The sequence below is a fragment of the Thiohalocapsa sp. ML1 genome (assembly GCF_001469165.1).
Taxonomy (GTDB): Bacteria; Pseudomonadota; Gammaproteobacteria; order Chromatiales; family Chromatiaceae; genus Thiohalocapsa.
The window spans coordinates 114,707-138,666 of record NZ_JABX01000008.1 but is presented as its reverse complement, the minus strand read 5'-3'; the positions used below and the strand labels follow the sequence as shown (position 1 = coordinate 138,666).

The window sequence follows — 23,960 nt, the reverse complement described above, 5'->3', positions numbered from 1 at the left end:
TTTTTTTTCGGTTGTTCGGCGCGTTGCCGGCGGAACCTGCCCGGCTTGGGGCGGCGTGCCCGTGCTGGACCAATGTTCGGTCGTGCGGGGGGCGCTATCCCTACGGGCGCTATTCTTTCTGGCGCTATTCTTTCTAAGGTGTATATCCGATGTCTGAGACAGTTTCCGCCGCAGAGCGCGGCGGGCAAGCGGGCAGCATGGATGAAATCTATGCGGAAGCCGAGCAATGGCATGTCAACACGGGCAACGAAACTATCCACGCAAAGCGGATTCCCGGTCGCTGGCGGCGGATCAAGTGGATTGCCGCCTCCGTCTGGGTCATTTTTTTCCTGGGGCCTTATCTGCGCTGGGACGGAGGCCAGGCGGTCTTGTTCGACATCCCGAATCGCCAGTATCACCTGTTCGGCGTGACCGTGCTGCCGCAGGATTTCTGGATGCTATCTCTGCTGCTCCTGTTCTTTGCCATTCTGCTGGCGGTCGCCACGGCCTTGGCCGGGCGGGTGTATTGCGGCTACTTCTGTTTCCAGACAGTGTGGACCGACATTTTCACGCTGATTGAAGAGAAACTCGAAGGCCACCCCGCGCAGCGCCGCAGGCTGGATGCGGCGCCTCTCAGCGCTGCCAAGCTGCGCACCAAGGCCATCAAGCACCTGTCCTGGATCGCCATCGGCTTTGCCACCGGCTTTAGCTTTGTCGCCTGGTTTTATGGCGCGGGCAAGCTTTGGCAGGATTTCTTCGTCGGCAACGCCAATGCCGCGGTCTACGCCTCCGTTGCGCTGTTCACGGTCGGCACCTACGTGCTCGCCGGATGGCTTCGGGAGCAAACCTGTTTTTGGCTCTGTCCCTATGCCCGCATCCAGGGCGTCATGCTGGACCGCACCACCGTGGTGCCGACCTATGATGAGGGCCGCGGCGAGCCGCGTGGCCGCATGAAGAAGGACGAGACCGAAGACAATCGCGTCACCGGTGACTGTGTCGATTGCAACCAGTGTGTGGCCGTCTGCCCGACCGGCGTCGACATCCGCAAGGGGCAGCAGGAGGGCTGCATCATGTGCGGATTGTGCATTGATGCCTGCGACGCGGTGATGGACAAGGTTGGGCGTCCGCGCGGGCTCATCCGTTACGCGTCCCTCGACGAGATGGAAGGCCGGCACGCACCGGCGATGCTCGCGCGGCCGCGCGTCTGGGTCTACAGCGCGATTTTGGTCATCGCGTTAGCCGGCATCTTCTATGGCCTGTCGTCCTTGGCCCCCATCGATCTCAAGGTGCTGCATGAACGCGCGCCGCTGTTCGTGCAATTAAGCGACGGATCAATCCAGAACAAGTACACGGTTAAGCTGTTGAATAAGGCCAACGACGACCTGAAGGTGCGGATTTCCGTCCGAGCGGACGTGCCCATCACCGTGGTCGGCGCGGACAAGCCCATTCAGGCCAAGCACGGGGATGTGACGCCGGGTATCGTCTTCGTGAAGATCCATCGCAAGGATCTCGTCGGTGACAGCGTACCGCTGACCTTTGTCGCTTCGGCCACGCTACCGAACGGTACTGAGATCGAGGCACCGCGCGAGAGCGCTTTCTTCGGCCCACGCCAATGACCCTGAGCTGCGTATGAACCAATCCATGTCAACCGCCGCGGCGCGCCCCGAGGCCGGCGCGGATGTGGCGGTGCCGTCCGACCGCAACAATGCCTGGAAGAGCCCCTGGGTCCGCGCCTGGGTCGGGCTCATCGGTGTCGTGCTCGCGGTCAACGTCACGATGGTCGTGCTCGCCATTGCGACCAATCCCGGCCTGATCCGAGACGACTATTACGAGCGCGGCCGGGACGTTGAGCGTACGATCGTGACCCGGCTTGCCGAAGGGCCGCAGTGGACCATGAGCATCGACCTGCCCGCGGACACCCGCGCCGAGGAGACGACCAAGGTGCGCTTCGCAGTCGTGGACAAGGCCGGCCAACCGGTCCAGCCCGAGCGTGTGACCTATTACGCTTACCGTCCATCGGACGCGACGCGCGACTTTTCCGTAGCCATGAGCCAGGAGGCTCCGGGTATCTACGAGGCAGAGGTACGCTTCCCGCTCGGCGGCATCTGGGACACGCTGGTGTCCATCGAGCACGCCGGCAAGGAGCACAGCCTGGGGCAGCGCGTCAGCGTCTTGTTGCCTTAGCGAGGAGGCGGGTGCCGAGGGCCGAGGGCTGGGCTGAGGGCCAAGGGCCAAGGGCTAAGGGAGGCCTCCCTTGGCCCTCGGCCCTTCCCCCATTCGCTTCGGTGCATCAGCGCCATATCCGGATTTCGATAACAGACCAAGAATTAGCCGCGCACCGCCCCAACCTCCGCGCCCGCAGCCGAGATCCAGCCGTACCAGTGACCGCCGTCCACGAAGGCGCAGGGCTTGCACCACCTGCGACAGCTCCAGCACAAACCCGCGCGCCGGCCGAACCCTGCCACCACTGCGGACTGCCCGCCGATGCCGGGATCAGCGCCGAGATCGACGGCACGGAGCGCCGTTTCTGTTGCCACGGCTGCCGGTCCGTCTGCCAGGCGATCTACGCGGCCGGCCTGCAAGGCTTCTATCGGCGCACCCCCGCCGGGCTCGTCACCGGCCCACCGCCGGAGCCACCGAAAGAGCTCAAGCTGTACGATCTCGACGAGGTCCAGCAGGGGCTCGTCGTGCACGGCGAGGGCGATGTGCGCGAGGTGAGCTTGCTCGTGGAGGGCATCCACTGCGCCGCGTGCGTGTGGCTCATCGAGCAGGGACTCGCCGGCACGGAGGGCGTCGTCGAGGCGCGCGTCAACCTCACCGGCCGGCGGCTCCGGCTCAAGTGGGACAGCTCACGCGCGAAGCTGTCCGACCTGCTCGCGCGCCTGGGCGCGCTTGGCTACGCCGCGGTGCCGTTCGACCCGCAGGCGGCCGAGGGCAGCATCCAGCGCGAGAATCGTCGGCTACTGTACCGGATGGCCTTTGCGGCCTTCGGCGCGATGAACCTGATGTGGATCTCCATCGCGCTCTATGCCGGCGCGGACGAGGGCGAGTTCCGCGGCCTGTTTCACTGGATCGGCTTCCTGCTCGCGACGCCAACGCTGCTCTATTCCGGCTGGCCCTTTTACATCGGCGCCTGGCGCGGGCTGCGGCAACTGCGGCTCGGCATGGACCTGCCCATCGCCATCGGCGCATCCATCACCTACCTGTATTCGCTGCACGTCACCGTCACGGGCGTTGGCCACGTTTACTGGGACACGGTGGTGAACTTCCTGTTCGTGATCCTCGTCGGCCGCTACCTGGAGGCGATGTCGAAGCGCCACGCCGTCTCCGCCACGCAGCGCTTGCTCGACCTGCAACCGCGGGTGGCGACGCTGCTCAAGGACGGCGAGGAGTCCATCGTGCCCATCCGCGCGGTGCGGATGGGTGATCGCATGCTAGTGCGCCCGGGCGAGACCATCCCCGCCGACGGCGTCGTGGTCCGTGGCGAGAGCAGCGTCGATGAGTCCATGCTCACCGGGGAGTCCATGCCCGTTGCCCGGGCGGCGGGCGAGCGCGTCTCCGCCGGCACGCTGAACGGCACCGGCGTGCTGGAGGTGGAGGTCTCCGCGGTGCTCCGAGACAGCGCGCTCGGACGTATCGTCGAGCTGGTGGAGGCGGCGCAGGCGAGCAAGGCGCCGATCCAATGCACCGCCGATCGCATCGTGCCCTGGTTCGTTGCCGTCACGCTGGGGCTCGCTGCCGTGACCTTCGCGCTGTGGGTGCAGCAGGACGCCGAGAAGGCCCTGATGGCCGCGACGTCCGTGCTCATCATCACCTGCCCCTGCGCCTTCGGCCTGGCGACGCCCATGGCCATCGCCGTGGCCTCGGGTGCCGGCGCGCGCCACGGCATCCTGGTCAAGAACGGTGCGGTGCTGGAGACGCTGTCCGGCATCGACCACTTCGTCTTCGATAAGACCGGCACCCTCACCGAGGGCCGCCCGCGTGTCACCGCCGCCGCGGACGCGGACGGACCCTGGCCCCTGGACGAGCCGGCCGCCTGGGGGCAGGCACGGCGGGACCTGCTCGCGCCCATCGCCGCGCTGGAGCGCCTGTCCGAGCATCCGGCGGCGCGCGCCCTCGTGCATCTGGCCGACAGCGCGGGGGTCGCCTACAAGGGGCTTCCGGTGGAGCGTTTCGAGGCTGAGCCCGGCTTCGGCGTCAGGGGGCTGGTCGGCGGGCGGCCGGTCTTCATCGGCACGGCCGCGTGGCTCGCCCGCAACGGCGTCGCTCCGGTGAGCTCGGACGCCGGCGATGCCGAGCACGGGCAGGCCATCGGCGCCCCCGTGCACTGCGCCATCGACGGCGTCGAGGTGCTGCGCCTGACGCTTCGGGACCGGCCCCGCGCCGATGCCGCAGAGACGATTCGCGCGCTGCGCGCGGACGGCGTCCAGGTGACGTTGCTGACCGGAGATCGGCGCCGGGTCGCCGAGGCCATTGCCGCCGAGGTTGGTGCCGACCAGGTCATCGCCGAGGTGCTGCCGCAGGACAAGGACGCCGCCATCGGCCGGCTGCAGGCCGCCGGGCAGCGGGTCGCGATGGTCGGCGACGGCATCAACGACGCGCCGGCGCTGGTGCGCGCGGACGTCGGCATCGCCGTCGGCAGCGGCACGGACGTGTCCATCGCGAGTGCCGACATCGTGCTGATGACCAGCGAGCTGGCGCGCGTGCGCGATGCGGGGCGGCTCGCCCGGCGCACGCTCCAGGTCATCCGCCAGAACATCGCGCTGTCCATTGCCTACAATCTGGTCATGGTGCCCTTGGCGATGGCCGCGCTCGTCACGCCGCTGCTCGCGGCCATCGCGATGCCGTTGAGCTCGCTCGCCGTCATCGGCAACTCGGCGCGTATCCGGCGCTTTGTCGACGCGGACGTGGCCGGGCGCAGCAGCCCTTCACGCTGAGCCCGCACGGCCGCCCGCGCGCCGCGCCCCACTCATTTTCCGCACGGAGGAACCGATGGAAGTCATCTATGGCCTCATCCCCGGCATGCTGATCCTGGGCCTGGTGGCCGTCGGCGTGCTGTTCTGGGCCGCCCGCTCCGGGCAGTTCGAGGACCTCGACGGCGACGGTCAACGCATCCTGATGGACGACGACGTGGACGCCCGCGATGCGCGCCGCTTCCCGGATGCGGACGACTGACCGGAGCGCCATTACGTCCAGCGCTATTACGTCCAGCCTCTGATTGCGAGTTTTGCCCGCCGCGGCCCGAAAGCCATCGGACCCGGCTCGGCGTCATGGTGTCGCGGAGCAGGCGGCACCGTGCACTCTCGTCCCCCGCGCTGGCCAGGAGGCCCGGGAGGCCGTCAGGCGTCATCGGCGGGTTGGGCGTCCTTGGGAATGATCCGCTTCGGGTCATCAATCAGCCTCGGCAGCTAGTTCTGAACGACTGACCACACCAGGCCGATGCGAACCTCGGCGTAGCCGTGTCGGCGATAAAGCCGCGGGCGTCTTGTGCCGCGAGCAGCATGTCCAGCAGCAGTGCCGTGTCGCGTTGCTGCGTGGCGTCAGCCATAGAGCGGTTGCGCACTGTTCAGGATCGCCCGCCGGCGGATGCTGTTGCGGCTGGCCTCGATGGCGTCGCGCTCCAGCATGTCGACGGGGCGGCCGAGCAGGGTCTCCAGCGCCTCTTTCAGGTCCAGATAGGTGCCGAGATCGTTGCCGGCGGCGGCCGTGAAGGTCACGAGGAAGTCGGCGTCGCTGGTGGCGGGGTCGAAGTCTGCGTCTCGGGCGGCCGAGCCGAACACCTCCAGCCGTGCGACGCCGTGGCGGCGGCAGAGCTCGGCGATGTCCGCGGCCTGATTGGCGATCTCAGGGAGCATGGTGCGTTGTTGGGGTTGCGGCGGGTCGTGCGTGGATCATAACCGTCGTTGCCGAGAGCCGCGGGCTCCCCGGTTACGAGCCGAACGAGGACGGACGTGTCAACCTAGATCCGGGATTTGGACCACGAAGAACACGAAGGGGCAAATCCCGAAGCGAGGGATCATGTGGCGCTTCGCGGAAGCGCTCCAGGTCGAAGGTGCCGTGTCCGCGGCGAAGCTTGTTTCGGAGCGGCGCCAGACGCTCCGTCTGGATGCGTCGCGGGCGCAGCAGATAGCCGTCCGGTCCCGGTTCCAGCTCAAGTTGATCGCGGGGGCCGACGCCGAGGGCCTCGATGACGTTGGCCGGGAAGGTTACCTGGCGCTTGGCGGTGATGCGACCGTACATGGTGCTGGAACCTGGTTGATGCTGACGTGGACTACCCTCGCCACCTTACGGAGAGAGTAGTTGCGTAAGGCGTCCAGCTCAACGCGCTGCTTCGCAAAGCGCCGCCTGCAAGGCATGCACCGCCTGCCCGAAGGTCAACGGCAGGTTGAGCAGGTATTCGAGGACGTCGTCGGTGCGCTTGGGCTTGTGCGCGGGAACGGCGAAGACTGGGCAGCGAACCACTTGCCGAGCGGTGCCGGGCGGGTGCCGGAGAGCCGACCTCCCGGTCGGCTGCGCAGTCGCGACAGCAGGTGCCGCACTGTCGCCGTGTTGACCTAGAGGTCAACACTCCAGACGACACTCCAGACCTAGAGGTCAACACTCCAGACAACACTCCAGTCAACACCGCGGGGATTAAGGACCAAGGACCAAGGACCAAGGGCCGAGGGCCGAGGAGGGCTCCCTTGGCCCTCGGCCCTCGGCCCTTTTACCCTCAGCCGCCGTGTCGTCGTGAAGCTTGACTCATCTGCAAACATTCGGCGCCGTCAGGCAATCTAACAAGCAATCTAGCGCCGCCGCCCCGGCAGCGTTTCGGCCAGCAACCACGCCAACGCCAGCGCGGGCGCGAGCCAGCCGCTGCGCAGCATTTGGCGCATCAGCAGCAGCAGAAAGAGCCCGAGGGCCAGGTCGCGCCGCCGCAGCCGCGCGCCGCGCAGGCGGAGCGGGCGCGCCGCGGGCGCAGGGCGTTGCACGGGCGTGGGCAGCGCGGGTCGGTCCGCAAGGCGCAGGCCGGCGGTCGCGAGCTGCGTCGACACCGCCGGCCCGGCCGCGCCGTTGCCGGCGGCGAGATGGAGCGTGAGCGTCGCCGTTTCGGGGCTGACCCGCACGGCGCTGATGCCCGGCTGCGTCGCCAACACCCGCTCGACCGCTGCGAACCAGGCCGCATCGCAGCGGCGCCCGGGGACCCTGAGTCGCAACCGCGTCTGGCTCGCGTGCAGGGCATATACCGGCTCCAGCATGGCAAGGCCCTGCACTGCGCCCGTCAGTGCGCGGGGCCGTTGCCCAGATGGAAGCTGAGCCAGGTGTTGAGGAGGAAGAACCCGATCAGACCGAGGCTCGCCCAACTGCTGATGCCGAGCAACCGCTTGCGCGGCCTGAGATAAATGGCGGAGATGACCAGGCCGGTCATTGCAATGGCCGTGACGGCGGACATCAAGTGGCCGGAGGAGATGTCGGCATAGAAGGAGCCCCCGGTGTAGACGACATCGTCGATGGCGAGCACCAGGATGTTGAACATGTTGCTGCCGAGCACGTTGCCCGCGGCCATGTCGATGGCACCGATGCGCAGCGCCGCCAGCGTGACCACCAGCTCCGGCACGGAGGTGCTGAGCGCCGTGAATAGGGTGCCGGTGAAGGACTGGTTCCAGTCCATCACGCGCGCGAGATCGGCCGAGACGTAGGGCAGCGCGATGCCCGCCGCGACCACCACGGCCGCGGCGATGCCATAGCGCTTGCTGACCTGCTGCAGCGAGAGGTGCGCGTAGCGGTCCGGCTGCTGTTCGGCAAATTCCTTGACCTCTTCCTCCCGATAGCCGTGCAGCGTGCGGATGGAAGCGGCGTAAACGATGACGATGACGGGGGTGGTCCAGGACAGGTTACCCGCGATGCCGGGCATCCCCGCCTGCGCTGCCAGCAGGCCGAGTGATGCGATGGCGATGAGCATGATGCCGAAGCCCGCCGAGATGACATGCTGGCGCTGCACGCGCGAGAGCACCGGCTGGCGGCGACTGAACAGGTCCAGCACCGCGAATAGCGCCAGGTTGTACACGCAGCTTCCGAAGACGTCGCCGGCGGCGATGTCGGGCAGGAGCGCAACCGTGGATGCGGTGATGCCGGCGGCCAGCTCCGGCAGCGACGTGACGCTGGCGATCAGCACCAGGCCGACCCAGGACCCGCCCATGCCGGTCTTGTCGGCGATGGAATCGCCATAGTCCGTGAGCTTGACGCCGGCGATGCCGATGGCCAGCAAACAGACGCCGTACTGGGTCCAGACGAGGGTTGCCGTGGGTTCCATGGTCACTCCGGAGCGCTGGCGCAGGGGCTAAGCGACGATCGGCGCGCCGGAGGCCGACGTTGGGGGCATCGCTATCGCTATCGTTATCGCGATCGACGATGAGCGACATCGCACGACACACGGGTTTCGTACTTCGCCGCGGCTTGAGCCAAATGCGGTGAGGGGCAGAATCTCGATTTCGATTTCGATACCGATTTCGATTTCGATCCCGATTGTGGACCTGGCCTGCGCCCCGAGGCGATCCGCTCTCAGCCCGCTGGCAGCGGCAGGGGCGGCGGCCGTTCTGCCGGCGCGGGCGCGCTCGGGCGCGGATAGCTCGGCGCCGCCGCCGGCAGCGCAGCGGATACCACCTGGAACCGGCAGAATTCGCCCGTCACGTCGCGCACCTCGCCGAGCCGCGCCCGCGTCAGCCGGCGGCCCGTGCGGATGCAGACGAAGGCGTCCTTCCAGAGCTGCTCCTGCGGCGGCGTAATGATGCCCCAGCCGTGCTGCGGGTGGTGGATCAGGAGCGCCGTCATCGGCTCACCCATGAGGTCCGCCTCGCTGATGGGCGCGAGGGTCGGATCGCTGTCGCCCGCCGGGTGCGGGGCCGCACAGCCGGACAGCCGCACCGGCGTCGCGAAGCTCGCGAGGTAGTCGATGTCGAGCATCACGACCCCGGACGTGGGGCGGAAGATCCGGTTCACCTTGCCGATGCGCGGTGTGCGGACCTCGTCCTCGCCGAAGCCGTAGGCCAGCAGGTTGCCGACGAACATGCGGTTCGTGAAGCGCGTCTCTTGGGTGCGGATGCGCATGGCGTCCTGGCTGTCTTGCAGCACGAACCAGAGGCTCTGTTGCGGCGCCGTATCGTCTTCGCCGATGACGGCGGAACGCTGGGCGAACAGGTCGGCCAACTCGCGGGAACGCTTCACGCGCCCGTCGTCGTCGCGGCTGTAGATGGCGAGCAGGTGCGTGCGCACCTCCGGGAAACCGGCGTAGACGCGCAGATCCCGGTGCTGCTCGGCCGCGGCCGGCTCGTCCGTCCAGTCGTTGCCGACGCGCAGGTTGCGCTGCAGCAGATAGGCGACGGCGGTGCGGCGGTCCGCCTCGATGCGCGCCAGCCGCGGCGGCACGCGGAAGCGGTCGTGGGCGATGATGGCCTGCTCCAGCGCCAGCGCGTCGGCGCGGATGTGGGCCGCGAGGGCGTGGTGGTCCAGCAGCACCGTGGCGCCGTGACGCGTGTCGTCCGGTGGCCGGCGCGTGGGCGCGCCGTCGTCGTAGCAACTGGCGTACAGGTACCAGGGCCGCGGATCGAGGCGCGGATCGTAATCGAGCACCCGTATGGCATGCGGCACGCTGTTGACGTAGACGTCGATGGCGATCTGCTCGCGCTCCGGCCATGCCGTCGCGTCGAGGATGCCGTAGGTGGACAGCGACACATAGTGCTGGCGCAGCGACGCCTGGGTGCGCCGATCCAGGCTCTGGTTGCGCAACGACAAGGTATCGAGCACCCGGTCTACGGGCTCGCAGGCCCGCAGCGCCGCAAAGACGGTGTTGGCCGTGCGCCAGGCGTCCGCTTCCAGGCGCAGGTAGCGCACGCCGGCCAGGCGCTGGCGCAGCTTGATCAGCTCCAGCATGCGGCAGGCACAGCGATACACGCGACCGCGCACGCGGCTGTAGAAGAAATTGCTGCGCGCGTAATCGGCGGCGAAGAGCGCCCGGTAGCCCTGCACCAGCGACGCCGCGCAACGCTCGTAGAGCTCCAACACCTCGCGGCGCCCGGGCGACTCCGGAATGCCGCCACCCTCGGCGACCAGATCCTTGAGCGCGGGCGCCACGGCCGCGTAAAAGCAGCCGGACAAGGATTCCAGCAATGCGAGTCGGCGCTCGGCATCGAGTGGCCAACGGTTGAGGTCGCCGACGATGCCGAGCAGGGCCTTGAGGTAGTCGTCCGGCGTGGCGCTGTTCTGCCCGAGCAGCGCGTGGGCGCGCTCCGGCGTCAACGGGGGCCGGCGGCCCTTGCGGTTCGGGCGGGGCGTGTCGAAGCGCAGCTCAATGGCGCGGGGCGGGATGTCGAGCCCGAAGAACCGGCGCAGCCCGCCGAGCAGCGTCGGCGCTGCGTCGGCCATGCTGTCCATGCTGGCCGGCTGCGGGTACTGGCCGCTGGTGTTTGGAGCAGCCGGGGCGCCGAGGGCGATGGTCGGCCGTTCGGTGTCTGCGTGTTCGCCGTTCATGGCGCCCCCTGGGGCTTCCGCCCCGGCCTTGCGGACTTACTGGACGCTGCCGAAGGACGGATCCACGGAGCCCGCCGGCGGCTCCAGGCCCGCGAGGCGGCAGCCTTGGGCCACCGGTCCGCCCGGCAGGATGCCGTACAGGTACTTGAGCCCGCCCTGCTGGTGGAAGCCCTCATCGAGGGCATCGTGCACGGCGCGCACGTTCGGCGCCTTGTCACCCGCATAGAGCCGTTGCAGCGCCCGGACCACCTGCCAGTGGTCCGGCGTCGGCTCAAGGCCCTCCGCAGCGGCCACGGCCTCGCCGTCGGCCCGCGTCCAGCCCGCGGGGGCCTCGGGGAAATCGGGATCATGCCGGACCGCGCCGGGGTTCATGATGTCTTGCATCGTCTCTGTCATGGCTGTCTTCCTCATCGCTCGTTCTTGGGGTCCCGGTGTGGCCGGGGCAGGGTGGCATGCGCAGTGGTACTGGACGGGGCGGCGGGCGTCAAGCTTGAGGCGAGGGCCGAGGCGGCCACCGCGGCCCCCGGCCCTTCGATACTTGACGCATCAGCAACGCTATCGCATTGGGCCAAGGGCCGAGGGCCGAGGGCCGAGGAGGCCTCCCTCGGCCCTTGGCCATCGGCCCTTCCCTCAGGCGTCAAGCAATCTAGCCCATCCAGAGCCCCAAGAGCAGCCCCAGCACCGCGGCGGGGATGGCGACGAGCCAGCAATTGGACAGGCTTGCAAGCGGTGCCGCCAGGGTTGTCGGCGCTTGCGTTGTTGCCGCCGGCGCCGGTTTCAGCGCGATGGGCGGCGCAACCGCGTCCGCCTCGGCGGGCGTCGTGGCGCGGCGCTCCCCCATGGCACCGGCGTCGCGCAGGAGCCCGGGCAGCTTGCGCGTGAGCTCATCCGTGCCCAATACGGCGAGGGCGCCATGGCGCAGCGCCGTCGCCGCGAGCGGCCAGTGCCCATCCGGACAGTGAATCAGCACCGGCGTTGGCGGCTCGCCGTCGCGCGCGGCCATCAGTTCCAGCAGCTCAAGCGCGTTCATGCCCGGCAGCGCGGAGGCCGTGACGATGAGGTCGGCGGGACGCTGGGCGAGTTGCGGCAGCGCCTCCTCCAGGCTCTGCGCCTGCCGAACTTGGGCGCCGAGCGCCAGGAGCTGCAGCCGTAGCGCGTAGCGCGATGGCTTGGAGGCGTCGATCAGCAGGACGTCGGGCTCTGACATGGGTTTTGGGTGGGCTGGCGGTGCGTCGGCTAGGATCGTGGCGCCGGGGTGGCGCGGGTGGCAGTGTAGGGCCGAAGGCGGCGCTTGCCCACCAGGGCCGATGCGGCGTTGTCGGTGCTGCGCCCTAAACTCGCTTGCGGCGGCTAGGCGGGCGGCCGGGGAGCCACTACCATAACGGGCCGAACAGACAGAGTGGGCCGAACAGAGTGGGCCGAACAGAGTGGGCCGAACAGAGTGGGCCGAACAGAGTGGGCCGAACAGAGTGGGCCGAACAGAGTGGCCCGAACAGAGTGGCCCGAACAGAGTGGCCCGAAGCACATCGGGCGCGCGCGGTCGCGGCGCTTGCCCATCCGTCTCCGAGGGGAAACACGACCATGCAGTTGACCGGTGTACAAGCCCGCATCCTGCCGGATGCCGAGGCGGTTGCGGATGCGGCGCTGGGGATCATGCTTGCCGCCGCGGAGGAGGCGATCGGCGCCCGCGGCGTGTTCCGGATCGTGCTCACCGGCGGCTCCACGCCGCTCTTGGCCTATCGCAAGCTCGCCGGTGCATCGGCGCACTGGGCCGATTGGCATATCTACCACGGCGATGAGCGTTGTCTTCCCAGCGAAGATGCCGAGCGCAACAGCCGCGCCGCCGACGAGACCTGGCTGTTGCAGGTGCCGATCCCGCGCGAGCAGGTGCATGCGATTCCGGCGGAGCGGGGTGCTGAGGCTGCGGCCGCCGCCTACGAGCCCATCGTTGCCGCCGCGCTGCCCTTTGATCTCGTGCTGCTCGGCATGGGCGAGGACGGCCATACCGCGAGCCTGTTCCCGGAGCACGAGATCCGCCCCGGCCCGCTGGTCATGCCGGTGCATGAGGCGCCGAAGCCACCGCCGGAGCGCGTCTCGCTGACGCCGTCGGCGTTGTGCCGCACGCGGCGGATGCTGGTGCTGGTGACCGGCGCCGGTAAGCGCCCGGCGATGCACCGTTGGCTCGCGGGCGAAGGCCTGCCTGTCGCGCGCGTCGCAGTGGGCGGCAACGCCCTGGTGCTGCTCGACGAGGCCGCCACGCCGCAGTTGGAGCACTGAGCGAGCAAGTGCGCGGGTGCTGATGGATCTTCGAAATCGGGATCGGGATCGGGATCGGGATTCGATTTCGATAGCGATTTCGATCCCGATTTCGATAGCCCAACTTCGGGTTCCGCCGCGCTGGTGCGATTTCGCATTAACTCTTCACTGACTCGTCCGAGACAAGCTGTACCCCCTATGACCATCCAGTTGGCCATCGCCATCGCCTTGCATCAGCTCGCCACCGTCATCTGGATTGGCGGGATGTTTTTCGCGCATTTCGCGCTGCGCCAGTCCGCACAGGACAAGCTGGAGCCGCCGCAGCGGCTGCCGCTGGTGCTTGCGGTGTTCGACCGCTTCTTCGTCTGGGTCTGGCTCGCGGTGCTATTGCTGTGGGGGAGCGGATTCTGGATCTTTTCGGGGATCTACGGCAGCCGCATGGGCTGGCATGTGCACGTGATGATGGCGGTGGCGCTGGTCATGACGGCGTTGTTCGCCTACCTGTATTTCGTGCCGTACCGGGCGCTCGGTCAGCGCGTCAAGGGCGGCGACTGGGCGGGCGCCGCTGTGCGGGTGACCGCGATCCGGCGCATCATCCTGATCAACCTAGGCCTCGGGCTGGTCACGGCGATGCTGGGCTCGGCGGGGCGGTACCTGCAGTTTTAGCGAGGCGGAGCCTCAGCCCGGCAAGGAGCAGCGTTTGGCGCGGTCCGCTTGATGGCGCGTTGGGCCGAGGGCCGAGGAGGGCAGCCTCGGCCCTCGGCCCTGGCCCTTTGCGGGGCCTTGGGCGTGTGCTGGGGCGAGCCGGGCAGGGTGCTTCGGCTCGCCGATCCCGGCTTTAGAAGGCCGGGCCGGGCTCTTTGCCGAATTTCTTCAGAATGGTCGCGAGCGGGCAGAAGCCCGTGAACGCGGACTGCAGTAGATTCAGGCCGACGAAGCCGGTGAACCACAGCCATAGCGGGCTGACGGTTGCAGCGAGGATGGCGGAGATCAGCACGAAGCTGCCGGCGACGGCGAGCACGATACGTTCTATGGACATGCGATGCCTCAGGCGTTTATGGTCTGTTTTCGGATGCGCCTAATCATCGGCAGAAACAGTGTCTTGCGCAAGTGGCGGGGGTGCCTTCATGACGCCCGACGACGATTGCGATGACCTCGGACAACGCGCGCTCGTCGAGCGGCTGCGTGCGCTGCTCGGGGCTGCTTGCGCGGATTCGGGAGAGATCATCGAGACGCACATCTCCCGGGTGCTGCTGGTCGGCGAGCTCGCCTACAAGCTCAAGCGCCCGGTGGACTTGGGCTTTCTCGACTTCTCCACGCTCGCGGCGCGCCAGCACTATGCGACGGAGGAGGTGCGGCTCAATCGGCGCCTCGCCGAGCGCCTCTACCTCGACGTCGTGCCGGTAACCGGCACGCCGGCAGCACCGCGTTTGGGCGGGGACGAGAACGCCGGGATACTCGATTACGCCGTGCGCATGCGCCGCTTCCCGCAGGACGCGCTGCTGACGCGCCAGGCGCTCACCGACGGGCTGACGGACGCGCTGGCCGAGCGCATCGCCGCCTTCCATGCCGCCATTCCCGAGGCGCCCCCAGACGGCCCCTACGGTGCGCCGGAGCAGGTGCTGGCGCCGATGCTTGAGAACTTCGCGGTGATCCGCGCGAGCGTGGAGCTTGACCCTGCGCTGGACGCGGATCTGGACCGGCTCGAGTCCTGGACGCGTCGGCAATGGGTCGCGCTCAAGGGCGTGCTCGCGGCGCGGCGTCGCGACGGCTTCATCCGCGAATGCCATGGTGATCTGCATCGCGGCAACATCGCCGTGCTGGACGGCGAGCCGCTGATCTTCGATTGCATCGAGTTCAGTCCGGCGCTGCGCTGGATCGATACGCAAAGTGAGCTTGCCTTCCTGTTGATGGACCTGAAGCAGGCGGGTGAAGTACGCGCCGCACGCCGGCTGCTGAATCGCTGGCTGATGCGTAGCGGCGACTACGCCGGGCTGGCGCTGCTGCCGTTCTATCTGGTCTATCGCGCCTTGGTGCGCGCCAAGGTTACCGCCATCGGCGCCGCGCAGCATCACCAGGGCCACGCGGCGCCGGATGTTGCGTTGCGCGGTTACGTGCGCCAGGCGCTGCTGGACAGCCGCGCGTCGTCGCCGCGCCTCGTGCTGCTCTGCGGGCTGTCCGGGTCCGGCAAGACCTACCTCGCCGAGCGGCTCGCCGAGCAAGTGGCGCTCATCCATGTCCGCTCCGATGTGGAGCGCAAGCGGCTGTTCGGCCTACCTGCGGAGGCGCGCGGCGACGCCCAACTCTACAGCGAGCAGGCGAGCACGCGGACCTACGCGCGGCTGCTCGCGCTCGCCGATGGCCTGCTGCGGGCGGGCTGCGGCGTGCTGGTGGACGCGACCTTCCTGACGGCGGCGCGCCGCGGGCCGTTCTGCGCCCTGGCGGAGCGGCTCGGCTGCCCGCTCGACATCCTCGCGCTGGATGCACCCCCTGCGGTGCTGCGCGCGCGCGTGCGCGCCCGCCATCGCGCCGGCACGGACCCGTCGGACGCGGACGTCGCCGTCTTGGAGCGGCAGCTCGCCGGACGCGAGCCGCTCGGGGCCGCCGCGCGTGCCCGGGCCATCTTCGTCGACACGCGGGGAGTGCTGCCGCTGGAAGACCTCGCTCGGCTGTTGTCGTAGCACTTCGCTGACACCAAGGCGAAGTAAGCGCGTGCGTCCTGCGCGAGACCGAGAGCGAGGCGGTGTCCAAGCTCCGCGAGCTCGGTGGATTCGAGCACGATCACGGAGGCGACCGCCGGTTCCCGGACCCGAGGCACCTTCACGGCTTGCGTTTGCTAGAGTTTATGGGTGACAGCCGCTTGCCCTCGTCCGCTTGCGGACAGCCGGCACGGGAACTGTTGTACCAAGGGGCGCCGGGCCTGTGTCGGCTGAAGCTACTGGAGGAAGCGATACTGAGCGAACGACAGTCTGCCTACAGCATCGCGCAAGTTCCAGGCCAACCCCATCATGGCTGGCTGAAGCGACAGCGGACGTTGCCGACGGTCAAGCTGCGCAAGTCGATTCGGTCGTTTCGCAAGCTGATCGTGCAGCATGAGGCCTGGGTCAAGAATCCCTATCTGAAATTCCCGCGCGACGCCGAATTGGCAGAAGTCCGTTATCACCAAGATTTCAAGTGGCCGAGCGACATTGCGCGGCATTATGAGCAGATCGATATCCTGTAGGGCGTCATCCGTGAGCGAGAAGAATGAATCGGCACTGGTGGTCTTGGAGGAGGTGCTGCTGGCCGCGCGCCGGGCTGCCGAGCGGGCGCAGCAGGAGCCGACGCCGTTCAACAGCGGCCTGAAGGCGGCCTATTACGACGTACTGACAGTCGCGCTGGAACAGGCCGCGGCGCTCGATCTGGACCCGAAGGAGTTTGGGCTTGCGGACTATGATCCGGATGCCCTGCTGCGTAAGGACCAAGCCGCCTAGCCACTGCCTCCGGCTGCGGAAAAAGAGATCGGCTCGGCGGCCAATACTCGGAGTCGCCAGCCGCTCGGCCGCACTATTCGCTAATTCTGTTTATCGTCGAGGCAGGCACCCACGGTCGAATCCCAGGTCACCGGCGCTGCGCCGCGACAACTGCCTCGCTAGGGGCTAGCGGGCATAGGCTTGGGCGGAGAAGGGCTGCTGCGATTCCCGATGCCGATCGTGAGACCGCTTGCCCGTGCGTGGTCCGGGCCGGGCGGCTTCGCGCGGCACAGGCCCCGCGTACGTCCAAAAAAAGGGGCCTTACGGCCCCGCAAAACAGGTCGGTGCGAGCGGGCAGTCGGCGCGCAGCATCGTCTGCTGTGAGTCGCCGCTCGCGCCGGGGCTTAGCGGAAGGAGTCGTGGACGATGTTGTCGTACCAACTGTAGGCGTACTGCACCTCGCGGGCGAGCGCGAACTCCGGCGCGTCGGCGGGCGTGAGACCGCCCGAGCCTTCGACGCCGGCGATGGTCTTGCCGTCCTCGCTCAAGCGGTAGACGGCAGCAACGGAGATGCCATAGTCCTTGCCGATAATGCTGTAGCAGGTGTTGACGTAGGACGGCATGCCGGGCTCTTCGCCGTTCAGCATCGCTACCACCGCGGCGGCGGCCACTTTGCCCTGGCTGTTGGCGGAGTAGGCCGACTTGGGCATGTCGGTGGCAATCGCCGCATCGCCGATGACATGGACGCCCGGGAGCTTGGTGGACTCGAAGGTCTTCATGTCCACCGGGCACCAGCCGCTGTCGTCGGCGAGGCCGGCGTCAATGGCGATCTTGCCCGCGACCTGCGGCGGGATGATGTTGATGACGGCGCCCTCGATCTCGTCACCGAAGCCCGTTTCGATGGTCATGTTCTCCGCGTTGACCGACACCACGGCGGCGTCCGGACCCGGCTGCCACTCGATCAGGGCGTTGTCGGTGCCGAAGCCGTACAGGCGCTCCCAGCCCTGCGTGAACAGGCCCTGCTTGGAGAAGGCCTGCTTGCTGTCGAGGATGATGACCTTCGACTTCGGCTTGTGCTCCTTTAGGTACATCGCGATCTGGCTCGCGCGCTCGTAAGGTCCGGGCGGGCAGCGGAAGGGGTTCGGCGGCGCGGAGATCAGCACGACGCCGCCGTCGTCCATGGCCTCCAACTGACTGCGCAGCAGCGTCGTCTGTGGGCCGGCCTTCCAGGCGTGCGGCATCTGCTTGTCGGCGACCTCGGCGCTGTAGCCCTCGATCTTGTCGTAGACCATCGAGACGCCCGGCGACACCACGCAGCGATCGTAGGGAAACTCGCCGGAGGCGGTCTTGACGACCTTCTTGTCGGCGTCGATGCCGGTGGCCGCCTCGTGCACGATCTTGATGCCGCGCGCGCGCAGGCCGTCGTAGCCGTGCTTGATCGACGCCATGGTGCGCTCGCCGCCGAGCACCTCATTGCTCATGTAGCAGGTGTAGTACTCCTCGTTCGGCTCGATGATGGTCACATCGATGCTGTCGTCGGCCATCTTGATGTACTTGGCCGCGGTGGCCCCGCCGGTGCCGCCGCCGACGACGACGACCTTTTTGCCCTGGCCGAAGGCGATGGCGGGTGCGCCGAGCATGCTCACCGCCGCGAGGGCGCCGGTGGCCTTGACGAAATCACGTCTGTTCATGGTCATGTGGCTGTTCCTCCTGCTCGGTTATTCGTCGTCTTCGTCGTCGTCGCCGGCCCCGGAGCTCTCAAAGTCCGTATAGGCGGCGTAGAAGGCGTAGAGGGCGGCAAGGCTTTCTTCGCCGTCGGACTCGAGCATTCGCTTGAGCTTGCTGGCCATCTTTTTCGGCATTTCGCGGCGGTCCTCCCTGAAGTCGGCCATCGCGTACTCGAGGTACGGCGTCCATTGGCCCGCTAGGATGTAGTAGTCCTCTTCGTCGGGCACCGGCTTGCCGCCCTCGATGTGGCAGTTCTCGCAGTACTTGTCGTGCAGTTTCGCGCCCTTGTCGACCAGGGCTTGGTCGAATTCCTGCTTCGCGGGCTCGAAGGTTTGCTCCTTCAGGTACTCGCCCATGGCCTCGTATTCTTCTTCGGTATAGCCCTTTGCGATGCGGCCCATGACGGTCGAGTAGATGTCGCCTTCGGCGAAGGCGATCATCATGTCGACGAACACGTACGGGTCCATCGCGGCGATGCTCGGCGAGGCGGGGCCGACGCTGTTGCCGTTGGTGCCGTGGCAGCCGGCACAGGTGTCCACCAGCATTTTGCCGGTGGGCATGTCGTCGGCGCCTGCGGCACCGACGAGGCCGAGGGCGAGCGCGCCGCCGACCAGGGCCTTCTTGATGGTCGATGTGGCCATTGTTCCTCCCGTTGTTCGGATTTGTTCAGCTTTGCGGATCACGCGGAGCCCCTGGGCTCCGCCATGCCGGACTGCATTACCGCTCGCGGTCGCATGATCCGTGCATTGGTGTGGCACGGCCCCCGCGGGGGCGGTGCCGGGTTCAGGGCCGCGCTGGCGGCGACACGAGGGCGGTGGTCGCCTCGTCATTGCCGCTGTTGCGGGCGATGTCGGCGGCGGTGTTGCCGTCGGCGTCGGTCAGCGCGGGGTCGGCGCGGTGCTCAAGGAGCGGCCGGATGAGCCTGTTGTGTTTGGCGGCGACGGCCTCGCGCAGCGCGAAGCTGCCGTCGTGGTTTTTGATATTCGGATCGGCGCCGTGCGCGAGCAGCGCCTCGGCCACGTCGCCATGGCCGCCGCTGACGGCCCAGATCAGCGCCGTGGCGCCAAGCTCGTCGCGGGCGTTCACGTCGGCACCCTGCTCAATGAGCGTCTGCACGGCGTCGGCGTGGCCGGCGTCGGCGGCGATGATCAGCGCGGTGGCGCCCTCCGCGTCGCGGGCATCCGCGTCGGCGCCGCCCTTGAGCAGCAGTCTGAGCGCCGGCGCTTGGCCGCGCTCGGCCGCCTGCATCAGCGCCGTGCGGCCGTTCTTGTCCGCGGCCTTGGGATCGGCGCCGCTGTAGAGCAGTTGCTCCACCATCTGCGTGATGCCGTAGCGCGAGGCGATCATCAGCGCATCCCAGCCGGAACGGGTGCGGTCGTGCACATGCGCGCCGCGCTCAAGCAGCAGCGCGGTGAGGCCGGTATGGCCGTTCTCGGCGGCGAAGGTGAGCGCCGTGCAGCCGGCGACGGTGCGGGCGTTAACGTCGGCGCCACGGTTCAGGAGTTGCGCGGTGCTGGCGAGGTTGCCGCCCTCCACCGCGTACATCAGCGCCGTCTTGCCGAACTGGCTCGCGGAGTTGACGTTGGCGCCGGCGTCGAGGAGCCGGTCCACGCTTTCGCCGTCGTCGATCATCGCCGCCATGCGCAGCTCCTTGTCGAGCTCGGCTTTGTCGATGCCGGCTTTGTCGATGCCGGCTTTGTCGATGCCGGCGTCGTCGATGCCGGCGTCGTCGATGCCGGCTTCGGCAGTCGCCGCTGGGGTCTGCGCCGACTCGGCGCCGGCGGGCTCGGCGAGCGCAAGGCCCGTGGACAGCAGCGGCAGCAGCGCCAGCGCGGCGATGGGCAGCCATGCCGGGGTCAACCCAGCGGGCGGGCGCGACCCTGCCGGGCCGACCCCGGCGGGTGGCATCGGGGATGCAGCATCGAATCGCGATGCCATGGCCACGGGCAAGGGATCACGCATCGTCGTCGTCCGGTTCGTCGGGCTCCAGGTGCACGACGCCCGTGTGGCAGTCGATGCAGGTCTGGCCCTTTTCCTCGGCGCGGGCATGGCGGCTGCGGGCGGAACGGCTTTGCCCGGACAGGTCCATGTTGGCGAACTCGTGGCAGGAGCGGCACTCGCGCGAATCGCTGCTGTGCATCTTCTTCCACACGCGCGAGGCCATGTCCCAGCGGTGCGCCTCGAACTTCTCCGGGGTGCTGATGGTGCCGATGATCTCGTGGTAGACGTCTTTGGCCGCGATCACCTTGGTGATCATCTTTGGCACGAAGGGCTTCGGCACGTGACAGTCGGCGCAGGTGGCCTGCACGCCGGACTGATTCCGGAAATGCAGGCTTTCCTTATATTCGTTGTAGGGTTTTTCCATGGTGTGGCACGACACGCAGAACTCCATTTCATTCGTGTAGGCCATCCCGGTGTTGAAAATCCCGGCGAAGACAACGCCGGACACGAACAGTGCGATAACAGCAATGAGCGTGCCGAGCTTGCCGCGCGTGCGGCTGCCGTTGGGGGCGGACATGCGTTTCCTCTCTTCGGTGGCAGAGCCGCGCCCGTCGGGGCGGGCGCCGGCTGACCCGTGATGCCTTGTCGTCGGGTTCGTTCTTGTTAGGCGCTGTGGATACTATGACAATCCGCAACGGTTGCCAACGGCTGTCCCGGCAAATCCGCAAGCCCAGCGCGCCGAGTGCGGCGCTCGGTCACGCAGGGTGCCCCGCGGACCAAGCTCGCGAGGCCGCTCCGGCAAGGCGCTTGAGGGAAACAGGGCCGAGGGCCAAGGGCCGAGGGAACCCTCTTCGGCCCTTGGCCCTCGGGCGCTTACGCGCCCCACAAGCGCAGCGCGTTGCGGAGCCCGATGCGCGCGAGCGCCGCCCGGTCCAAGCCGGCGGCGCGGGCGCCCGCGAGCAGCCGGTCGATCTGCTGCTCGGCTAGCAGCCAATCCGCCTCCGCGCCGCCGGGCGCGAAGGCGCGCCGCTCGGCGAGAAAGTAGGCGGCGACGGCGATCATCTCGTTGCGCTCGGGCGGGCTCGGCTCGAGTCGGGGCGGGGGCGCGTCGGCGTCATCGTGCTCGGGATCGAGCGCTGGCACGGCGAGGCACTGATGGAGTTGAGTCATGGCGGCTGCGGAAACGGCATGGAGCGCGCGACCTGCGGATTATGCCAGGGGCCGCCAAGCGCGGGGCGCCCGGCAGCACGCTGGTGGGAGGCGCGCGGTCTTGGCGCCGGTGTCGCCCGGCAGGTTTCCGCACGCGACCAAAGCACGGGTGAACAGCCGTGCCGTCGCGATGTAAACTTGGCGGCTTCGCGGCGGCCCGTCTGCGTTGCTTGTCGTCGCCCCCCTTGCCCGTTGCCGCGGGCTGGCCTTGTGCCGGTGCCGGCGGCGGCTCGGTTCGGTGGGCGGGGAGACGGCGCCGTCGGCGCAGAGCCGCCACCTGGCCGCAGCAGGTTCCCTGCCACGCCGAACACCAGCCGGCGCCATGATGGCGCCCGATGCCCGAGGGTCCTTCCGCATGACCGAACCCAAGCCGTCCATCGGTGCACGCCTGCGGCCCGTGCAACAGGCGCTGCTCATGGCCCTGCGCGTGGCCGCCCACTGGCTTGGCATTGCCGCCGCGAAGACCTGGGTGGTGCTCAAGCGCGCGCCCATCGCGCTGTACAGCTTCGTGCGGGCGCTGGCGGACGCCGATTACGCGCGGCTGTTGACGGACCTCTACATCGATGGCGCGAGCTCGCTGCCGAGCCCGGCCCCGCGCGCCAGGTCAGCCCTGCCGCAGCCCGCCGCCCGGCTCCACGACACGCCGCCGGACGCCGCCCTGGTGCTGCTCGGGTTGTTCCAGAAGGATGGTCGGCTTGTGGACTTTCTGCAGGAAGACGTGACTGGCTACTCGGATCAGGAGATCGGCGCGGCGGCGCGGGTCGTGCATGAGGGCTGCCGGAAGGTGCTGCGCGACTATCTCAGCATTGCACCGGTCCGCGCCGAGGCCGAGGGCAGCCGCGTGACGCTGGAGCGCGGGTTCGACCCGTCGGCGGTGCGGCCCATCGGCAACGTGATTGGCGAGCCGCCCTTCACCGGTGCCTTGGTGCACCGCGGCTGGCGGGCGGACGAGGTGCGCCTGCCCAAGGTCAGCGGCAGCCGCGACGTGACCATCCTGGCACCGGCGGAGGTGGAACTGTGAGCAATCGCTTCGCCATCGGCATCGACCTCGGCACCACGCACTCGGCGCTGTCCTATGTCGAGATCGCCAAGTGCGACGGCGAGGAGGTCGAGCAGCACTTGATGCAGATCCCGCAGCTCGTGGACCCGGGCTCGGTGGAAGAGCGCCCGATGCTGCCGTCGTTTTTGTACCTGCCGCACCCGGACGAGCTCAAGCCGGAGGATCTCGGGCTGCCCTGGCCGGCGCCCGCGGGGCAGCTCGTCGGCGAGCTGGCCCGCAAGCAGGGCACCAGCACGCCGATCCGCCTCGTCGCCAGCGCCAAGAGCTGGCTCTGCCATCCGGACGTGGACCGCAAGGCGCCGATCCTGCCGCCGGAGGTGCCGGCCGAGATCCCGCAGGTGTCGCCCTTCGATGCCAGCGTCGCCTTCCTGACCCACCTGCGCGAGGCCTGGAACGGGCTGCACGGCTTCGATCCGCTCGGCGAGCAGGAGGTGACGGTTGCGGTGCCGGCCTCCTTCGACCCCGCCGCGCGGGAATTGACCGCCGAGGCCGCCCGCGCCATCGGCATTCAGAACCTCGTGCTGCTGGAGGAGCCGCAGGCGGCGCTCTATAGCTGGGTGAGCGACAGCAAGGGCCAGTGGCGCCACGATGTAAAGGTCGGCGACATCATCCTCGTGGTGGACGTGGGCGGCGGCACCAGCGACTTCTCGCTGATCGCCGTGACCGAGCAGGACGGTGCGCTGGAGCTGACCCGCGTCGCCGTCGGCGAGCATATCCTGCTCGGCGGCGACAACATGGACCTGACCCTCGCGCACCTGGTCAAGCAAAAGCTCAAGGCCCGGGGCGTCGAGCTGGACCGCTGGCAGCTACAAGCACTCACCTACGGCTGCCGCATCGCGAAGGAGCGGCTGCTCGCGGACGCGAGCCTGGAGGCCATGCCGGTGGTGGTGCCGAGCCGCGGTGCCAAGCTCATCGGCGGCAGCATCCGCACCGAGCTGACCCGCGACGAGGTCACGGCGATTCTCATCGACGGCTTCTTCCCCGAGGTCGCGGTCACCGACCATCCGGCCCAGCGCGCCCGCGGCGCCCTCACCAAGGTCGGCCTGCCCTTTGCGCAGGACCCGGCCGTGACTCGTCACCTGGCGGCCTTTCTGAGCAAGCAGGCGGGTGCCACCGGAGACCTGGAGGGCTTCGTCGAGCCCGCCCACTGGGCGACCTTCCTGCACCCCACCGCGGTGCTGTTCAACGGCGGCGTGTTCACCGCCGGCCTGTTGCGCGAGCGCGTGCTCGCGGTCATCAACAACTGGCTCGCGGCCGAGGACGCACCGCCGGCGCGGCTCTTGGAGGCGGCGGATCTCAACCTCGCGGTGGCGCGCGGTGCGGCGTTCTTCGCCTACGTGCGCAAGCACGGCGGTGTGCGCATCCGCGGCGGCACGTCGCATTCGTACTACGTCGGCGTCGAGCGTAGCCAGCCCGCGATCCCCGGCATGGAGCCGGAGCTGCAGGCGCTGTGCGTCGTGCCCTTCGGGCTGGAGGAGGGCTCGGAGCCCGTCTCCGCCCCGCAGGAGTTCGGTCTGGTCGTCGGCGAGCCGGTGCGGTTTCGGTTCTTCGGCTCCAGCGTCCGCCGCGAGGACCAGGTGGGTGACATCCTGGAAGAGTGGGCCCAGGAAGAGGTCGAGGAGCTGGAAGAGATCCAGACCAATCTCCCGGCCATCGGCCGTAAGCGCGGCGAGGTGGTGCCGGTGCGCCTCCAGGCCGCGGTGTCCGATATCGGCACGTTGGAGCTCACCGCCATCCCGCTGGCCGGCGAAGGCGGTCCCTGGCAGGTCGCCTTCAGCACCCGCGGGGGCGAGTAAGCGCCCCGGCGGCGAGCCCTGCTAAAAGGGCCG

The 23,960-nt window shown here is 68.4% G+C and carries 25 protein-coding genes; 11 read left to right on the top strand and 14 right to left on the bottom strand.

Annotation, left to right across the window (positions count from 1 at the left end):
• Positions 1 to 149: 149 nt before the first annotated feature.
• From ccoG to ccoS, 4 genes are all read left to right on the top strand, one after another.
• Complete coding sequence (ccoG, locus tag ML01_RS07220; protein ID WP_058554722.1) at positions 150 to 1,595, top strand: cytochrome c oxidase accessory protein CcoG; 1,446 nt, start codon at positions 150 to 152, stop codon at positions 1,593 to 1,595.
• Positions 1,596 to 1,620: 25 nt separating this feature from the next.
• Positions 1,621 to 2,163, top strand: a complete 543-nt coding sequence (locus tag ML01_RS07215) for a FixH family protein (protein ID WP_254045164.1) — start codon at positions 1,621 to 1,623, stop codon at positions 2,161 to 2,163.
• A gap of 197 nt (positions 2,164 to 2,360) precedes the next feature.
• Positions 2,361 to 4,916, top strand: coding sequence for a heavy metal translocating P-type ATPase (locus ML01_RS07210; protein WP_082674035.1), 2,556 nt, complete (start codon positions 2,361 to 2,363; stop codon positions 4,914 to 4,916).
• Positions 4,917 to 4,971: 55 nt separating this feature from the next.
• Entirely contained in the window at positions 4,972 to 5,154 is a 183-nt protein-coding gene (gene ccoS, locus ML01_RS07205) for a cbb3-type cytochrome oxidase assembly protein CcoS (protein ID WP_058554721.1), read from the top strand.
• Between the two features lie 365 nt (positions 5,155 to 5,519).
• Here ccoS and ML01_RS07200 read toward each other — a convergent pair whose 3' ends face one another.
• The 8 genes from ML01_RS07200 to ML01_RS07170 all read right to left on the bottom strand — a co-directional run bounded on the left by ML01_RS07200 (position 5,520) and on the right by ML01_RS07170 (position 11,692).
• The gene (locus ML01_RS07200) at positions 5,520 to 5,834 is read right to left on the bottom strand and encodes a nucleotidyltransferase family protein (protein ID WP_058554720.1); all 315 of its coding nucleotides are present in this window, start codon (positions 5,832 to 5,834) and stop codon (positions 5,520 to 5,522) included.
• 73 nt (positions 5,835 to 5,907) lie between these two features.
• Positions 5,908 to 6,219 carry an AbrB/MazE/SpoVT family DNA-binding domain-containing protein gene (locus ML01_RS28475; protein WP_156427592.1) on the bottom strand — a complete coding sequence of 104 codons (312 nt, stop codon included), beginning with the start codon at positions 6,217 to 6,219 and terminating at the stop codon, positions 5,908 to 5,910.
• A gap of 78 nt (positions 6,220 to 6,297) precedes the next feature.
• Positions 6,298 to 6,441: a hypothetical protein gene (locus ML01_RS28470; RefSeq protein ID WP_156427591.1), complete on the bottom strand. Its 144-nt coding sequence runs from the start codon at positions 6,439 to 6,441 to the stop codon at positions 6,298 to 6,300.
• A 323-nt stretch (positions 6,442 to 6,764) separates the two neighbouring features.
• A complete protein-coding gene (locus tag ML01_RS07190; RefSeq protein WP_058554718.1) occupies positions 6,765 to 7,217 on the bottom strand; it encodes a hypothetical protein in 453 nt (150 codons plus the stop codon).
• Between the two features lie 23 nt (positions 7,218 to 7,240).
• A complete protein-coding gene (locus ML01_RS07185; protein ID WP_058554717.1) occupies positions 7,241 to 8,272 on the bottom strand; it encodes a sodium:calcium antiporter in 1,032 nt (343 codons plus the stop codon).
• A gap of 248 nt (positions 8,273 to 8,520) precedes the next feature.
• Positions 8,521 to 10,485 (bottom strand): hypothetical protein, encoded by a 1,965-nt coding sequence (locus tag ML01_RS07180; protein WP_058554716.1) that lies wholly within the window; start codon positions 10,483 to 10,485, stop codon positions 8,521 to 8,523.
• A 36-nt stretch (positions 10,486 to 10,521) separates the two neighbouring features.
• Positions 10,522 to 10,881 (bottom strand): TusE/DsrC/DsvC family sulfur relay protein, encoded by a 360-nt coding sequence (locus ML01_RS07175; protein ID WP_058554715.1) that lies wholly within the window; start codon positions 10,879 to 10,881, stop codon positions 10,522 to 10,524.
• 250 nt (positions 10,882 to 11,131) lie between these two features.
• Positions 11,132 to 11,692: a response regulator gene (locus tag ML01_RS07170; protein ID WP_058554714.1), complete on the bottom strand. Its 561-nt coding sequence runs from the start codon at positions 11,690 to 11,692 to the stop codon at positions 11,132 to 11,134.
• 374 nt (positions 11,693 to 12,066) lie between these two features.
• On the opposite strand from ML01_RS07170, the gene pgl reads away from it, so the two are divergent.
• On the top strand, positions 12,067 to 12,762 hold the full coding sequence (gene pgl / locus ML01_RS07165) for a 6-phosphogluconolactonase (protein ID WP_058554713.1): 696 nt from the start codon (positions 12,067 to 12,069) through the stop codon (positions 12,760 to 12,762).
• Positions 12,763 to 12,951: 189 nt separating this feature from the next.
• Positions 12,952 to 13,407 (top strand): CopD family protein, encoded by a 456-nt coding sequence (locus tag ML01_RS07160; RefSeq protein WP_082674043.1) that lies wholly within the window; start codon positions 12,952 to 12,954, stop codon positions 13,405 to 13,407.
• A gap of 172 nt (positions 13,408 to 13,579) precedes the next feature.
• On the opposite strand, the gene ML01_RS07155 is transcribed toward ML01_RS07160, so the two are convergent.
• Positions 13,580 to 13,780 carry a DUF2892 domain-containing protein gene (locus ML01_RS07155; protein WP_058554711.1) on the bottom strand — a complete coding sequence of 67 codons (201 nt, stop codon included), beginning with the start codon at positions 13,778 to 13,780 and terminating at the stop codon, positions 13,580 to 13,582.
• Between the two features lie 88 nt (positions 13,781 to 13,868).
• Between ML01_RS07155 and ML01_RS07150 the strand changes: the two genes are divergently transcribed.
• The 3 genes from ML01_RS07150 (at position 13,869) to ML01_RS07140 (ending at position 16,214) form a co-directional block, all read left to right on the top strand.
• Positions 13,869 to 15,422, top strand: coding sequence for a bifunctional aminoglycoside phosphotransferase/ATP-binding protein (locus tag ML01_RS07150; protein WP_058554710.1), 1,554 nt, complete (start codon positions 13,869 to 13,871; stop codon positions 15,420 to 15,422).
• A 62-nt stretch (positions 15,423 to 15,484) separates the two neighbouring features.
• Entirely contained in the window at positions 15,485 to 15,964 is a 480-nt protein-coding gene (locus tag ML01_RS28465; protein WP_156427590.1) for a hypothetical protein, read from the top strand.
• Positions 15,965 to 15,974: 10 nt separating this feature from the next.
• Complete coding sequence (locus ML01_RS07140) at positions 15,975 to 16,214, top strand: hypothetical protein (protein WP_254045163.1); 240 nt, start codon at positions 15,975 to 15,977, stop codon at positions 16,212 to 16,214.
• A 383-nt stretch (positions 16,215 to 16,597) separates the two neighbouring features.
• Here the strand turns inward: ML01_RS07140 and ML01_RS07135 are convergent, their stop codons facing one another.
• The 5 genes from ML01_RS07135 to ML01_RS07115 all read right to left on the bottom strand — a co-directional run bounded on the left by ML01_RS07135 (position 16,598) and on the right by ML01_RS07115 (position 21,032).
• Positions 16,598 to 17,890, bottom strand: a complete 1,293-nt coding sequence (locus ML01_RS07135) for an FCSD flavin-binding domain-containing protein (RefSeq protein ID WP_058554707.1) — start codon at positions 17,888 to 17,890, stop codon at positions 16,598 to 16,600.
• A gap of 21 nt (positions 17,891 to 17,911) precedes the next feature.
• On the bottom strand, positions 17,912 to 18,604 hold the full coding sequence (locus ML01_RS07130; RefSeq protein ID WP_371258191.1) for a cytochrome c: 693 nt from the start codon (positions 18,602 to 18,604) through the stop codon (positions 17,912 to 17,914).
• A gap of 100 nt (positions 18,605 to 18,704) precedes the next feature.
• Positions 18,705 to 19,883 carry an ankyrin repeat domain-containing protein gene (locus ML01_RS07125; RefSeq protein ID WP_254045162.1) on the bottom strand — a complete coding sequence of 393 codons (1,179 nt, stop codon included), beginning with the start codon at positions 19,881 to 19,883 and terminating at the stop codon, positions 18,705 to 18,707.
• Positions 19,876 to 20,439 carry a NapC/NirT family cytochrome c gene (locus ML01_RS07120; RefSeq protein WP_058554705.1) on the bottom strand — a complete coding sequence of 188 codons (564 nt, stop codon included), beginning with the start codon at positions 20,437 to 20,439 and terminating at the stop codon, positions 19,876 to 19,878. The genes ML01_RS07125 and ML01_RS07120 overlap by 8 nt, the downstream gene beginning before the upstream one ends.
• A gap of 296 nt (positions 20,440 to 20,735) precedes the next feature.
• Complete coding sequence (locus ML01_RS07115) at positions 20,736 to 21,032, bottom strand: DUF2934 domain-containing protein (RefSeq protein ID WP_058554704.1); 297 nt, start codon at positions 21,030 to 21,032, stop codon at positions 20,736 to 20,738.
• A 394-nt stretch (positions 21,033 to 21,426) separates the two neighbouring features.
• On the opposite strand from ML01_RS07115, the gene ML01_RS07110 reads away from it, so the two are divergent.
• Both ML01_RS07110 and ML01_RS07105 read left to right on the top strand, forming a co-directional pair.
• Positions 21,427 to 22,092: a DUF2760 domain-containing protein gene (locus ML01_RS07110; RefSeq protein ID WP_254045161.1), complete on the top strand. Its 666-nt coding sequence runs from the start codon at positions 21,427 to 21,429 to the stop codon at positions 22,090 to 22,092.
• The gene (locus ML01_RS07105) at positions 22,089 to 23,927 is read left to right on the top strand and encodes an Hsp70 family protein (RefSeq protein ID WP_058554703.1); all 1,839 of its coding nucleotides are present in this window, start codon (positions 22,089 to 22,091) and stop codon (positions 23,925 to 23,927) included. Before ML01_RS07110 ends, ML01_RS07105 begins: the two co-directional genes overlap by 4 nt.
• Positions 23,928 to 23,960: the final 33 nt, after the last annotated feature.

Coding starts and splice junctions, on each gene's coding strand:
- ML01_RS07215 (WP_254045164.1), top strand. CDS start 1,621: ATGTCAACCGCCGCGGCGCGCCCCGAGGCCGGCGCGGATGTGGCGGTG.
- ccoG (WP_058554722.1), top strand. CDS start 150: ATGTCTGAGACAGTTTCCGCCGCAGAGCGCGGCGGGCAAGCGGGCAGC.
- ML01_RS07120 (WP_058554705.1), bottom strand. CDS start 20,439: ATGTCCGCCCCCAACGGCAGCCGCACGCGCGGCAAGCTCGGCACGCTC.
- ML01_RS07115 (WP_058554704.1), bottom strand. CDS start 21,032: ATGACTCAACTCCATCAGTGCCTCGCCGTGCCAGCGCTCGATCCCGAG.
- ML01_RS07170 (WP_058554714.1), bottom strand. CDS start 11,692: ATGTCAGAGCCCGACGTCCTGCTGATCGACGCCTCCAAGCCATCGCGC.
- ML01_RS07175 (WP_058554715.1), bottom strand. CDS start 10,881: ATGACAGAGACGATGCAAGACATCATGAACCCCGGCGCGGTCCGGCAT.
- ML01_RS07125 (WP_254045162.1), bottom strand. CDS start 19,883: ATGCGTGATCCCTTGCCCGTGGCCATGGCATCGCGATTCGATGCTGCA.
- ML01_RS28475 (WP_156427592.1), bottom strand. CDS start 6,219: ATGTACGGTCGCATCACCGCCAAGCGCCAGGTAACCTTCCCGGCCAAC.
- pgl (WP_058554713.1), top strand. CDS start 12,067: ATGCAGTTGACCGGTGTACAAGCCCGCATCCTGCCGGATGCCGAGGCG.
- ML01_RS07190 (WP_058554718.1), bottom strand. CDS start 7,217: ATGCTGGAGCCGGTATATGCCCTGCACGCGAGCCAGACGCGGTTGCGA.
- ML01_RS07180 (WP_058554716.1), bottom strand. CDS start 10,485: ATGAACGGCGAACACGCAGACACCGAACGGCCGACCATCGCCCTCGGC.
- ML01_RS07110 (WP_254045161.1), top strand. CDS start 21,427: ATGACCGAACCCAAGCCGTCCATCGGTGCACGCCTGCGGCCCGTGCAA.
- ML01_RS07135 (WP_058554707.1), bottom strand. CDS start 17,890: ATGACCATGAACAGACGTGATTTCGTCAAGGCCACCGGCGCCCTCGCG.
- ML01_RS07185 (WP_058554717.1), bottom strand. CDS start 8,272: ATGGAACCCACGGCAACCCTCGTCTGGACCCAGTACGGCGTCTGTTTG.
- ML01_RS07150 (WP_058554710.1), top strand. CDS start 13,869: ATGACGCCCGACGACGATTGCGATGACCTCGGACAACGCGCGCTCGTC.
- ccoS (WP_058554721.1), top strand. CDS start 4,972: ATGGAAGTCATCTATGGCCTCATCCCCGGCATGCTGATCCTGGGCCTG.
- ML01_RS07200 (WP_058554720.1), bottom strand. CDS start 5,834: ATGCTCCCTGAGATCGCCAATCAGGCCGCGGACATCGCCGAGCTCTGC.
- ML01_RS07155 (WP_058554711.1), bottom strand. CDS start 13,780: ATGTCCATAGAACGTATCGTGCTCGCCGTCGCCGGCAGCTTCGTGCTG.